This is a genomic window from Pseudomonas sp. ADAK2, assembly GCF_012935755.1.
In the GTDB taxonomy this organism is placed as follows: Bacteria; Pseudomonadota; Gammaproteobacteria; order Pseudomonadales; family Pseudomonadaceae; genus Aquipseudomonas.
Genome location: NZ_CP052862.1, coordinates 1335878 through 1348059, shown reverse-complemented (window position 1 = coordinate 1348059; position 12182 = coordinate 1335878). Strand labels below are relative to the sequence as shown.

The 12182-nt window shown below is 60.4% G+C and carries 16 protein-coding genes; 15 read left to right on the top strand and 1 reads right to left on the bottom strand.

Annotated elements, in window-relative coordinates; genetic code table 11:
- Positions 1-3: 3 nt before the first annotated feature.
- The 15 genes from HKK52_RS05960 to HKK52_RS05890 all read left to right on the top strand — a co-directional run bounded on the left by HKK52_RS05960 (position 4) and on the right by HKK52_RS05890 (position 11358).
- A complete protein-coding gene (locus tag HKK52_RS05960) occupies positions 4-489 on the top strand; it encodes a DnaT-like ssDNA-binding protein (RefSeq protein WP_169369990.1) in 486 nt (161 codons plus the stop codon).
- An 84-nt stretch (positions 490-573) separates the two neighbouring features.
- Positions 574-1311 (top strand): hypothetical protein, encoded by a 738-nt coding sequence (locus HKK52_RS05955; protein ID WP_169369989.1) that lies wholly within the window; start codon positions 574-576, stop codon positions 1309-1311.
- A gap of 3 nt (positions 1312-1314) precedes the next feature.
- Positions 1315-2292, top strand: a complete 978-nt coding sequence (locus tag HKK52_RS05950) for a phage coat protein (protein WP_169369988.1) — start codon at positions 1315-1317, stop codon at positions 2290-2292.
- Positions 2293-2343: 51 nt separating this feature from the next.
- Positions 2344-2784 (top strand): HeH/LEM domain-containing protein, encoded by a 441-nt coding sequence (locus HKK52_RS05945; protein WP_169369987.1) that lies wholly within the window; start codon positions 2344-2346, stop codon positions 2782-2784.
- Between the two features lie 10 nt (positions 2785-2794).
- Positions 2795-3172, top strand: a complete 378-nt coding sequence (locus HKK52_RS05940) for a hypothetical protein (protein ID WP_169369986.1) — start codon at positions 2795-2797, stop codon at positions 3170-3172.
- Positions 3173-3174: 2 nt separating this feature from the next.
- Positions 3175-3564 carry a hypothetical protein gene (locus HKK52_RS05935; protein ID WP_169369985.1) on the top strand — a complete coding sequence of 130 codons (390 nt, stop codon included), beginning with the start codon at positions 3175-3177 and terminating at the stop codon, positions 3562-3564.
- A 2-nt stretch (positions 3565-3566) separates the two neighbouring features.
- Positions 3567-4163 (top strand): hypothetical protein, encoded by a 597-nt coding sequence (locus HKK52_RS05930; protein ID WP_169369984.1) that lies wholly within the window; start codon positions 3567-3569, stop codon positions 4161-4163.
- The gene (locus HKK52_RS05925) at positions 4160-4579 is read left to right on the top strand and encodes a phage tail terminator-like protein (RefSeq protein WP_169369983.1); all 420 of its coding nucleotides are present in this window, start codon (positions 4160-4162) and stop codon (positions 4577-4579) included. The genes HKK52_RS05930 and HKK52_RS05925 overlap by 4 nt, the downstream gene beginning before the upstream one ends.
- Before the next feature lie 70 nt (positions 4580-4649).
- Entirely contained in the window at positions 4650-5297 is a 648-nt protein-coding gene (locus tag HKK52_RS05920; protein WP_169369982.1) for a phage tail protein, read from the top strand.
- Between the two features lie 9 nt (positions 5298-5306).
- A complete protein-coding gene (locus HKK52_RS05915) occupies positions 5307-5696 on the top strand; it encodes a phage tail assembly chaperone (protein ID WP_169369981.1) in 390 nt (129 codons plus the stop codon).
- 32 nt (positions 5697-5728) lie between these two features.
- Positions 5729-5998 carry a DUF1799 domain-containing protein gene (locus HKK52_RS05910; protein WP_169374188.1) on the top strand — a complete coding sequence of 90 codons (270 nt, stop codon included), beginning with the start codon at positions 5729-5731 and terminating at the stop codon, positions 5996-5998.
- A 10-nt stretch (positions 5999-6008) separates the two neighbouring features.
- Positions 6009-9482 (top strand): phage tail tape measure protein, encoded by a 3474-nt coding sequence (locus tag HKK52_RS05905; RefSeq protein WP_169369980.1) that lies wholly within the window; start codon positions 6009-6011, stop codon positions 9480-9482.
- A gap of 3 nt (positions 9483-9485) precedes the next feature.
- Positions 9486-9827 (top strand): phage tail protein, encoded by a 342-nt coding sequence (locus tag HKK52_RS05900; RefSeq protein ID WP_169369979.1) that lies wholly within the window; start codon positions 9486-9488, stop codon positions 9825-9827.
- Between the two features lie 11 nt (positions 9828-9838).
- Complete coding sequence (locus tag HKK52_RS05895) at positions 9839-10591, top strand: phage minor tail protein L (RefSeq protein ID WP_169369978.1); 753 nt, start codon at positions 9839-9841, stop codon at positions 10589-10591.
- A 2-nt stretch (positions 10592-10593) separates the two neighbouring features.
- A complete protein-coding gene (locus HKK52_RS05890) occupies positions 10594-11358 on the top strand; it encodes a C40 family peptidase (RefSeq protein WP_169369977.1) in 765 nt (254 codons plus the stop codon).
- A gap of 68 nt (positions 11359-11426) precedes the next feature.
- On the opposite strand, the gene HKK52_RS05885 is transcribed toward HKK52_RS05890, so the two are convergent.
- The gene (locus tag HKK52_RS05885) at positions 11427-11831 is read right to left on the bottom strand and encodes an HIRAN domain-containing protein (RefSeq protein WP_169369976.1); all 405 of its coding nucleotides are present in this window, start codon (positions 11829-11831) and stop codon (positions 11427-11429) included.
- Positions 11832-12182: the final 351 nt, after the last annotated feature.

The following is a 12182-nucleotide window of genomic DNA, read 5'->3' as shown; positions in this document are numbered from 1 at the left end:
CCGATGCAGATCATTGTTGAGGACGGGCAGGGAAGGCCGGATGCCAACAGCTTCGTGCTGCTGGAGAAGCTGACCTTCTACCGCGACTACTATGGCTTTCGAATCCCTGAGGAGGAGGCTGATCAGGTCGCGCTGCTGCTGCGCGCTGCGGCGGATATCAACGCCCGGCAGTGGAAAGGGCGCAAGGCCAATCCAGATCAGGCAATGGCCTGGCCCCGGCGTGACTGCAAGATCGAATACCAGACGCTTTCAGAGACGTTCGTGCCCTTTGAGCTTGAATGGGGGCAGGTGCGGCTTGCTGCCGAGCTGTTCGCCGCAGAGCAGGGCTTTCAAATTGACGAGCCAACGCACTGCACTGAGCCGAACGGTCGGCGGACACGCTTAAATCGTGACAATCCGCGCGTCCGAATGCGCCCACCGCCATACGCGCCGAGCAGGACGCAGTTCGCCGATTACCTGGTGATGCGCGGGCTGTCGATAGTCCGATAAAACATAGAATTCACACCAAGCCGCCCAATGGGCGGTTTTTTTATGCCTGCAAAGCGGGCCGACCATACCCAAGGGGTGCACCAAGTGGCAGACGAAAACCAGATTGATCTTGAAGACCCGGCCGTTCAAACCGCCATTGCAGCAGCTGTTGAGGCTGCGACACTGGGTCTCAAGAACAAAAACACCGAGCTGCTTGGCTCGCTCCGAACCACCAAAACCGAACTGGACGGTTTCAAGACCCAGTTCGAGGGCCTGGACATCAACGCGGTGAAGGCCTTGCTCACCAAGGTCGGGCAGGACGAGGAAACTCGGCTGCTGGCCGAGGGCAAGCTCGACGAGGTCATCACCAAGCGTACCGAACGCCTGCGCACGGACTACGACACCAAGCTTGCCGCCGAGAAGACCCGAGCCGACAAGGCCGAGGCCTTCGCTGCCAAGTACAGCGACAAGGTGCTGGCCGACTCCATCCGTGCTGCTGCCATCAAGGCCGGTGCGCTCCCCGAGGCTGCCGAGGACATCATCCTGCGCGCCCGGGGCACTTTCAAACTCAGCGAGGACGGTGAGGCGATCGCTACCGACCGTGACGGCGAAGTCGTTTACGGGAAGGACGGGAAAACCCCGCTGTCACCGCTCGAATGGGCGGAATCGTTGCGTGAAACAGCAACACACCTGTGGCCAAGGGCTCAGGGTGCCGGTCCGACCGGCGATCAAGGTGGCAAGGCCACGAAAAAATGGGGCGAGTACACGGAAACCGAGCGCGCTGCGCTGGCCCGCGATAACCCCGAGCAGTTCAAAAAACTCTTGGCCACCAAAGGAACCTAATCCATGGCAACTACCCAACTGGCAGACATCTTTGTCGCCGACTATTACGGCGCTCTGGCGCCGGTCAACTCCCCGGAAAAGACCGCGGTCTTTGAGTCGGGCATCATCACCAAATCCCCTGAGCTTGATGCCATTGCGCAGAACGGCCAGGGTACTTCGGAAATCAGCTACTGGCAGGACCTGGACGCTGACGAAGAGCCGAATATCTCCAACGATAACCCTGACGACCTGGGTGAAGTTGGCAAGGCAGAGCAGGGCAGCATGCGCGCCCGTACCCTGTACCTCAACAAAGGTTACGGCGTAGCGGATTTGACCTCGGAGCTCGCCAACTCCGAACCGATGCAGCACATCCGTAACCGTTTCGGCACCTACTGGACTCGCCGCTGGCAGCGTTACCTGCTCGGTGCAGCCCGTGGCGTGATCGCTTCGAACATCGCGAATAATGCCGGTGACATGGTTGTCGATGCCGGTGCGACCATCAGCGCCGGCGCGTTCCAAGATGCAGCTTTCACTTCGGGCGATGCTGCTGATGTGTTTGCTGCTATCGGCGTGCACTCCGTGGTGATGAACCAGATGGTGAAGCAGGACCTCATCGAGTACCTGCGCGACTCCGACGGCAAGATCATCCTGGCGACCTACCTCGGCAAGCCGGTGTTCATGGATGACAGCCTGATCTACGGCCCTGGTCGTTATCTGTCGGTCTTCTTCGGCCAGGGTGCGTTCGGCTACGGCGAAGGCAATCCAACCGTGCCTGTCGAGCTGGAGCGCAAGGCTTCCGGCGGTAACGGTGGTGGTGCGGAGGTCCTGTGGGAGCGGAAGACGCTGATCCTGCAACCGGCGGGCTTCAGCTGGAAGGGCAGCACCAACCAGAACCTCAGCCCTACCGCCGCGCAGTACGCGGCTGCTGGCAACTGGGAGCGCGTCTTCGACCGCAAGCAGGTTCCTTTCGCGGCTGTGATCAGCGGCACCGCCACCCCGTAAGACAGCCTCGGCGGGGCGCCAGGTGGCGCTCCGACCGCAACGGAGAGAATCATGAAGGTTATCTATACCGACAAGCCGAGTGCGGAGCCTGGGGTTTGCTATCGCCTTACCGATGAGTTCTTCGGTGTCATCAGCGCAGCAACCAAGGTAATTGTCGACGGCGACTTCCCGCATATCACTGCGGCCTATCAGCGTGCCGGCATCGCGGTTGAAGACGGGAAGCAGTCGGCAGGCCTGCGCGAAGACGGCCCAACGGTCGCTGAATTCGTCGCTGCCGGCTACAAGGCGAGCAATTACCCGCCTGAAGGCTACGCCTCCCGCAGCACTGCCGAAGAAGTCGCAGAGGCGATGAAGATCGAGCAGGCCGCACCGGAAACCGATCCTCTGAAAATGAAGGTCCCCGAGCTGAAAGAGTGGCTCACCGCCAAAGGCATTGCCTTCGACGCAACCGCTAAGAAAGAAGACCTGCTGGCCCTGGTGCCGGCGGAATAAGGACAAGCAAATGACCGACTTCATCACTGTTGCCGATGTTGATGCCTCGCTGGGTCCTGGCTGGGCCGGCACCGGTGATCCGGTCCTTGCTGTGGCCATGGCCAACGCCTGGCTCACGGCCAAGATTAAGCGGGCTGTCCCCGACCCGGTTCCGGCCGAGATCAAGACGGCCGGCGCCCAGGTCGCCAAAGAAGCGGCGGCGGGCAATTTGTACAAGGCCACCCATAAGGAAGTGCTGAGCAAGACGGTGTCCGCTCAATCTGGCACCTCGACAAGCAAGACTTACGCAGCCGGGTCAACAGACCTGTCCGCTGGCGAGAACTTCGCCCTAGCTCTGCTGGTGCCGTGGACCAAGCGTTCCGGTGTGATGATGCTCAAGAGGATCTGATAATGGGGATGCGCGACGAGATTCAGGCTGAGATGGCCGAGGCGTTCGATGATCCCGACGGCCTAGCCGATGCTGTGAAGCCGGTGCTCGGCGTGCGGAAGGTGGCAGGCGAATACGACCCTGACACCGGTACCGCTCCCGAAGTGGTTGTCACCTATGGCGGCCGCGGAGTGTTCGGCAGTTATCTGGCCAGGGAGATTGATGGCTCACTGATCCAGACGACTGACGTGAAGTTGCTGATCTTGCAGAACGAGTTATTCGTCACGGTTGCTGGAGTTCCCACGGCTGAAAGTGCTACGCCTGTCATTGGCGACATCATCAGCGGGAAGCGAGCCTTAAATGTCAGTCAGGACCCGGTGGGCGCCACCTGGACAATTCAGTTGAGGGTTTGAAGATGGCATCCAAATACGCCGGCCAGTCCGGCAGCTTTGCGTTGAGCCTTGCCGAGTTTGCGGCCCAGGCCACGGAAGCCATCGACGCCAGCCTTCGCGAGATCATCATTCAGGTCGGCATAAGCGTTATCAAGATATCTCCGGTAGGCAACCCTGAGATCTGGGCGCAAAACGCCGTCGCGAGCCAGTACAACAAGGCCGTGGACGAGCACAACAGTGGCCTGCGCAGCGATCCCGCCAACCTGACAAAGGCGGGGCGGTTGAAGGCTGGGCGCAAGCTGAACGACGGCATGGACATCTCCGCGCCGAGTGGCTACGTCGGCGGCCGGTTCCGCGGGAACTGGATGTTCAGCATTGGCGCCCCGGACAGCACCACGACCGAAGAGGTCGACCCGAGCGGAGCCAAATCAACGGCGCGAATCATTGCCGGTGCAATCGAGTTCAAGGCGGGCGACACCTGCTACATCACCAACAGCCTTGGGTATGCGATTCCGCTGGAGTTCGGGCATTCGACCCAGGCACCGGGTGGCATGGTCCGAATCACCGTGGCCCGCTTCCAGCAGATCGTGCTGGAGGCCATCAGGAACAACCAGGTATGAGCCATAACCTGATCGCATCAATCTACGAAGCCAGGCTGATCGCCTGGGCGAAAGCGTTGCCGGTACCGCTGAAGGTCGTCGTCGAAAACGAGGCCTTCACGCCCGTCGATGGCATCACCTACCTGAGGGCGTTCACGCTGCCGGCCGATACCGCCAGCAACACGCTCGGCGGAGACCACAAGCTGTACACCGGCGTGTTTCAGGTCAGCATCGTGACGCCGTCGGGTAAGTACCGCGGCGCGGCCGGCGCACTGGCAGACCAGATCGCCGCTTTATTCCCGCTGTACCAGCGGAACACCAAGGGGGCGCTTACGGTGGTGACCATGACGCCGGTCGACCCTGGCCCCGGCATTCCAGACGACACCACGTTCACCGTGCCCGTGTCGTTCCAGTACCGGGCCGACACCACAACTTAATCCGCCCATTGGGCAAACCCAGAACCCGCCATTGAGCGGGTTTTGTCATTTCTGAGAAGAGGAAGCACCAATGGCCGTTTTTCTACCCAATGGCTCGACCGCCGCCATCGCTGGCTCGTATGACGCGCCGATCATTTTTACCGCGATCACCAACGCAACCGAAGCTGTTGTGTCGTCGGCCGGCCATGACCTTGAGGTGGGCGACTTTGTCGAAGTCACCTCGGGCTGGGCACGCCTGAACAATCGTATTGCTCGAGTTAAAACGGTGACCACCGACTCGTTCGCGCTGGAGAAGATCAATACGCTCAATGCGGCACGCTTCATCGCCGGTGCCGGTGGCGGTTCAGTGCGGAAGATCCTGACCTGGGTACCTATGAGCCAGGTCACGGAGTCGAGCAAGTCCGGCGGCGAGCAGCAGAACGTCACCTACTCCTTCCTCGAGGAGGACGATGAGCACCAGATCCCGACGTCCAAGTCGGCGTTGTCGTTCACTCTGACTATGGCGGATGACCCCGAACTTCCGCACAACGAAGTGCTGCTGGAAGCTGACGACGACAAAAAGCCGCGCGCGGTCCGTGTAAACCTCGCCTCTGGCGGCGTCATCGCCTACAACGCTTTCGCCTCGTTCGATAACGTGCCCTCGCTGACCAAGAACAACATCATGGCCGTCACTGCCGTGTTCGCTGTGGTCGCAAAATTCATCCGCTACGGCGCTTAAGGGGTATCCATGGCCAAGTTCAAGATCGCCCAAAATGCCACGTTCAAAGCCGACGTGGACATTCCGCGCGTCGGCGGTACCACGATCAAGGTGCCGTTCGAGTTCAAGTATCGCGACCGCAAGGAGCTCGCCGCGTTGTTCGCGGGCTGGCAGGAGAGCGCTAAGGAGGATCAGGAGCGCTTCAAGGCGAAAGGTGACGAACTCACCCTGATCGAAATTACCGACTCCCACATCGAGCGCCAGGTGGAGCAGGTCACTCAGTTGGTCGCCGGCTGGGGCTTCGACGACAAGTTGAGCCCTGATTCAATCCGTGCACTGGTCGAGACTTCGGCCGGTGCTGGTGATGCCGTGGTCGATGCCTACCAAAAAGCATTTTCCCCGGCCCGACTGGGAAACTGACCGGCGTCGCGCGCTCCCTCTATCAGCCGAGCATTCAAGGGCAGGACGCCTTTGGCTTCTCGGCTGAGGATTACGGTGATGAATGCGAAGTATGGCCAGACAACTGGCCGGCCTTCTGCCTCTTCAATGCCCTGTCCACGCAATGGCGGACAGGGGCGTGCGGCGCTACCGGGCTCGACTACACGTCCATCCGCGACGTGGCCGGATACCTCGGCATCAAGAAAAAACAAATCGCTGAGATTTTCCACGACCTCCAGGTGATGGAGGCCGAAGCCCTGCTCGTCATGAGCGAATCGAAGTAACGGAGCACTCATGTCGGGCACAATCGCGCAGTTGGGCATCGAGGTAGATTCGGGTGATGCTGTCCAGGCTGCCACGGATCTGGAGCGCCTGACTCAGGCTGGCATCAAGGCAGAGAAGGCAGCGGAAGGTGTGGCTGCCGGCTTTGACAAGGCGGCGACGGCGTCGACTGGCCTGGCCACGGCCGAGGGCAAGCTGTCCGAATCCACCGAAGACGCAATGAAGCGTCTGACGGCCATGGCCAAGGCTTCGCTGGACTCAAGCGACTATTACCAGCGCCTGACCACCAGCGTGGCCACCAACTCGTCGGCACTGGACAATTCCAGTTCATCGGTCAGTAGCCTGGCCGCGCTTCAGCGACGGTTACAGGCTGAGTCTGACGCCCTGGTCGGCTCGACAGATCGGCAGGCTGAGGCAGCGAAGAAGGCGGCGGCAGCCACCGGCGTTCAAGCCGAGGGGCTGCAAGCGCTGCTGGCCAAGATCAACCCCGCTATTGCCGCACTCGATAAGCTCGATCAGCAGCAGGCGCAGTTGCAGAAATACAAGGCTGCCGGCCTGATCGACGCCGAAACGTTCCGGGACTACTCGACCCGCATTGACGCCTCCCGGCAGAAGCTGGGCGACTTCGACGAGGGGCTGCGCAAAACCGGCGTGTCTTCGGCACAAACTCAGGCGGCATTGCGTCAACTGCCCGCGCAATTCTCGGACATCTTCACCAGCCTGGCGGGCGGCCAAAACCCGCTGATGGTGCTGATCCAGCAGGGCGGCCAGATCAAGGATTCGTTTGGCGGCGTTGGCAACACCTTCGATGTATTGAAGGACAAGTTCCGCTCGCTGTTCAGTGGTGGTGCCGGCGCGGCAGTGCTGGGCGAGTCGCTCGCCGGCATCGCGACTAATGCCAAGGACGCGGCAGAGAACACCGGCAAAGCAGGCGAGGGCCTGTCCAGCCTGGCTGAAGGCACGAATACTGCCGCAGAAGCCGCAGAGAACGCGAAAAAGGCGTACGGCGCTTTGCCTCCAAGTGTCACTGGGGCCTCGATGAGTGTCGTAGGCATGACGGTTGCAGTGCTGGCCGCAGCGGCTGCTATTGGCATCCTGATTTACGGTTACAGCCAAGGCAGCAAAGAGGCTCAGGAGTACAACAAAGCCCTGATCCTTACCGGCAACTACGCCGGCACTTCGGCGGATCAGATGGCCAATTTGGCCCAGCAGGTCAGCGCCACCAACGGCACGACTGGCGAGGCAGCGGCATCGCTGACCAAGCTGGCGGCAAGCGGTGTAATTGCCGGCGACAGTTTCAAGGAAATTGCAGACGCCGCCGCAGCGATGGAGGACGCAACCGGTAAATCGGTCGATGCGACCATCGCTGAGTTTGTCAAAATCGCCAAGGACCCGGTCGCAGCAGCGAAAGAGCTGAACGACCAGTACAACTTCCTCACGGCGTCGACCTATGCGCAGATCGTTGCGCTGAAAGAGCAGGGCGACACCATCGGCGCGGCCGACCTGCTCACCAAGGCGTATGCCGATACCGTGCAGAATCGCTCCAAGCAGGTAACTGACAACCTGGGCTTGTGGCAAAAAGCCTGGAAAGGCGTAAAGGACGCCGCAAGCGGTGCTCTCGACGGATTGAACAACGTTGGCCGGGCCAAAACCTACAGCGAGCAGATCGAGGATCTGAAGGCGAAGCTGACAGGCTCGAATGCGTATGACGTTGGCGGTTTGAGGATGAACCCCGGCGCCGTCAGCGACAAAGAACGTGAGGATATTAAGGGGCAGATCAGATTCCTTGAGCTGCAAGAGGATGCTGAAAAAAGCCTCAATAAGTATCTGGGGGATCGAACTCAGACTCAGAAAGAGGGTATTTCCGCTGAGCAGCGGCTCAAGCAGATCAGCGACTCGAACCTCTCCAATGCAGAGAAGCGCGACAAGTTGAGCAAGGCGTACCTTCGGGACGTAGAGACGCTGAGAAAAGCCAACCCTGATGATCCGAAAGTCCAGGCCGACTATGTCGCCAAGACGCTTCAGAACATCAAGGATAAGAACAAGGACCCGAAGGCGGCATCGTCCGCTGGCGCCGTCGATCTCACCAGTGTCAATGCCACTCAAAATGCCCTCAAGGCGATCCAGGCTGAATACGCGAACACTGAGAAGCAACTGGATGCCGCGCAAAAGGCTGGGTTGATCTCGCAGGACGCGTACGCGACACAGCGTTCCGTACTTATCAAGGCCGAAAAGGACGAGGTCACCTCGGCCTACGAGGCAGAAATCGCCGCTCTCGAAGAGGCCAAAGGCAAAGCGACAACCACTGGCGAGCAGCGAATCCAGCTCGACCAGAAGATCGCCGATGCGCGCGCTGACATGGTCAAAGCGCAGAAGTCGGCAGACAGCGAACTGGAAGTGCTGGCCACGAACGAGCAGGGCCGGCTGAAGAAACAGGAACTGGCGGTCCAGACCTATACCAGTGCGCTGCAGCAGCAAGTCGACACGTTGCGCCAGCAAGGACAGCGCGCCGCGGCCGGACTTGGCCAGGGTGATCGGCAGCGTGGCCTGACCGACCAACAGAACGCTATCGACGACCGCATCAACTCGCAGAAGCTCGACCTGGCCAACCAGTACGGTGACGGCTCGCGGGGCATGAGCCTCGACGAGTACACGAAGAAGCTGGCGGCGCTGAAAACCACGCAGCAGGATCTGCACGACACCGTGCAATCCAACTATGACGAGATGACCGACGCCCAGGGCAGCTGGAGCGCCGGCGCATCGTCGGCGTGGCAGAACTACTTGGAGTCCGCACGGGACGTTGCCGGGCAGACGAAAAGCCTGTTCACCAACGCCTTCAGCTCGATGGAAGACGCGATCGTCAACTTCGCCATGACCGGGAAGCTGTCGTTTGCGGACTTCGCGAAGTCGATCTTGGCTGACATGGCGCGGATTGCGACCCGGCAGGCGAGTTCCTCGGCACTCAGCGCGATCTTCGGTTTGGCTGCCTCTGCCGGTGCGTCGTACTTTGGTGGCGGCACGGGTTCGGCCGGCTCCACACAGGCTGGCTACACCGGCACCGATCTCTCTGGCTTCACGCCTGGCAGCGTTCAAGCCAATGGTGGCGCGTGGTCGGGCGGCGTGCAGATGTTTGCCGATGGTGGTGCCTTCTCCAATAGCGTGGTCAGCAAGCCGACAGCCTTCGGGATGGCCGGCGGACAGACTGGGGTTATGGGGGAGGCGGGGCCGGAGGCGATCATGCCGCTGACCCGCACTGCCGGCGGCGCGCTTGGCGTGCGCGCGCTGGGTGGCGGATCGGGTGGCGGTACCGTCATCACCGTTCAGGTCAACGTTGCCAGTGACGGTTCGACCAGTTCCACCACTGACGATCCTGCCTATCAGCAGTTCGGCAAGGACCTGGCCGACTTCGTTGATCAGCGTTACCAGAAGTTGGTGAGCGTTGACTTGCGGCAAGGCGGGAAAATCAACAGGGCCATCAAGGGGTGATCCATGGCAATCGAGCGATTCACCTGGCAAATCGAGAAGGGGGCGACTGGCGAGATCAAGCAGCGCAACCGATCCAAGCAGTTCGGCGACGGTTATGAGCAGTCGGTCTCGGACGGCATCAACAACAAGGTGCAGTCCTGGCCCATCAGCCACACCGGGAGTGCGACGCGGATCAAGGAAATTATCGACTTCCTCGATCGCCACAAGGGCGCGAAAGCTTTCCTGTGGACGCCGCCCCTTGGTGAGCTCGGCCTTTACAAGTGTCCCAACGGCTACCAGCCATCACACAAAGGCGGATCGGTCTACACCCTGACCGCCACCTTCGAACAAACCTTCCACCCTTGAGGTAATGCCGCATGGCTTTGATTACGGACATCCAGAAACTGGAGCCCGGCGGGGAAGTGCGGCTGTTTGAAATCGACGGTACTGAATATGGCGCCGACGTGCTGCGCTTCCATGCTTACGCGATCCCGCACACGCCGGACGAGTTGCTGGCCTATGAGAGCTCGCCGGACGAACTGCCGGCGAAGTCGATTATTTGGCAGGGCAATGAGTACGCGGCCTGGCCGGTGCAGATTGAAGGCATCGCCGCCGACAGCAGCGGCAGCGCAAGTCGGCCGACTTTCATGGCCGGCAACGTCAACGGGCGAATCACCGCGTTGTGCCTAGCCTTCGACGACCTGCTGAAGTTTCAACTGACCGTGCGCGAGACGCTGGCCCAGTACCTGGATGCAGCGAACTTTCCCGACGGAAACCTGACCGCAGACCCAACCCAGGAGGCGCTGGAAATCTGGTTCATCGACCAGAAGACCGGCGAGGACGGCGAGGTCGTGCAGTGGGAACTGTCTTCCCCGGGCGAGATCGACAACCACGGGCTGCCTGGGCGTCAGATGACGACCTTTTGTCACTGGGCCATGACCGGTGGCTACCGCGGGCCGAACTGCGGCTATACCGGCGGCGGGATGTTCGACGATGACGACAACCCCACGGATGACCCGAGTAAGGACGAGTGCAAGGGCGGGCTGAAGTCCTGCAAGTTGCGCTTCGGTCAGAACAACGAACTTCCCCACGGCGGATTCCCCGCAGTGTCACTGATCGCACGGAGCTGACCATGCGCAAGCACATCCTGAGCGCGATGGAGGCGCACGCGATCTCACAGTATCCGAAAGAGGCCTGCGGCCTGGTGCTGGCGATCGGGCGCAAGCAGAAGTACTTCCCGTGCCGAAACATCGCGACCGAGCCGGCCGAAGAGTTCCGAATCGATCCAGAGGATTACGCCGCAGCGGAAGACGTGGGCGAGGTGATAGGGATTTTCCACACTCACCCGGACGCAACAAGTCGGCCGTCCCCGCATGACCTGGCGATGTGTGAAGCCACTGCCTTACCCTGGCACATCTTGAGTTGGCCGGAGGGTGACTTGCGCAGCATTACCCCTACCGGCAGCACGCCGCTGCTCAATCGCCCGTTCGTGCACGGCGCTTGGGACTGCTGGCAGGTTTGTGCTGACTGGTACAGGCGCGAGTGGGGGCTGGAGTTCGAGGCTTTCAAGCGCTCCGACGGCTGGTGGGAGAGTGCAGAGGCGGAAAGCCTGTACGAATCGAATTACGAGGCCGCCGGCTTCGTGAAGGTGGACCGGCCACGGCGTGGCGACATGATCGTCATGACAGTCGGCCGCACGGCGCACCCGAACCACGCCGGGATTTATCTCGGCACTGAGCCGGCACTGCCCGGCGAAGAATCGAACACCTTCGGCCCTGGGCCGTTCCTGCTGCACCACCTGTACGGGCGCCCGAGCGAGATCATCGTCTTCGGTGGGCCGTGGCTTGACCGAACACGCCTGATCCTTAGGCACAAGGATGCACAACCAACCAAGTGATGCGGGAGGGCCGCTGGAGAAGGGGGATTCGTACAGCACTTGGAGGCCATGCAAGTACAGCTGGAGTATTAGTCGGGCCCAGCCGGAAGATTAAGCATCACTCCGATTTTTGGTCGTTCGCCAAAGCCGCCAGTCAGTTTGGCGCGAATTTGGAAGCACGACTCTCCGAACACTCCGTTTCCGCGCATCTGCGTCACGTAGTCCCTGGCAGCGTCACTCGGAAGATATCCAACCTTGAATGAGTCGATGTAAACAGCGCAGGCGTTTTCATCATGAGGGTTGTTCGGTTCGGTCACAATGAATGCTTCTAGATCGTTGTCGTAAGCTACTGACATGTTATTTCGTATGTGCCTCAGCTCGACCTGAAAATACGATTCGCCAACAACATGAAAGCCAAAACCTGTCGTTCCTCGGATTCGTCCGGTAAGGGCCGGAAGATCTACGCGTTGTAGCTTACTTGGTCGTCGGGACATCTTTATAGTCCGGTTGCGGAGAGAGGGGCTGCACCAAGCATAGAGCAGCCAATCGAAGCGGTGCTACAGTCGCTCCTTTCAGGACGAGGAATAATCATGCGGATTTTGATAGGGGCAGTGGCGGTGATGCTGTTGGCGGGGTGCTCGACTTCTGGGCTTGAGCAAGATAAACCAGTCTTTTCGAGCCAGTCTAAAAAGACCCCTCAGCAGTTTGCTCGCTGTCTTGCTCCCAAGTGGCAGGAATTCAATCCATCCACAAGCTCTATAGAAACGGAGCATGGGTACAAGATTGCAGCCTCTGCAACTTTCTCGGGGGTTGTGGCTCTGGCGGTTGTTGACCAGGCGAGCACC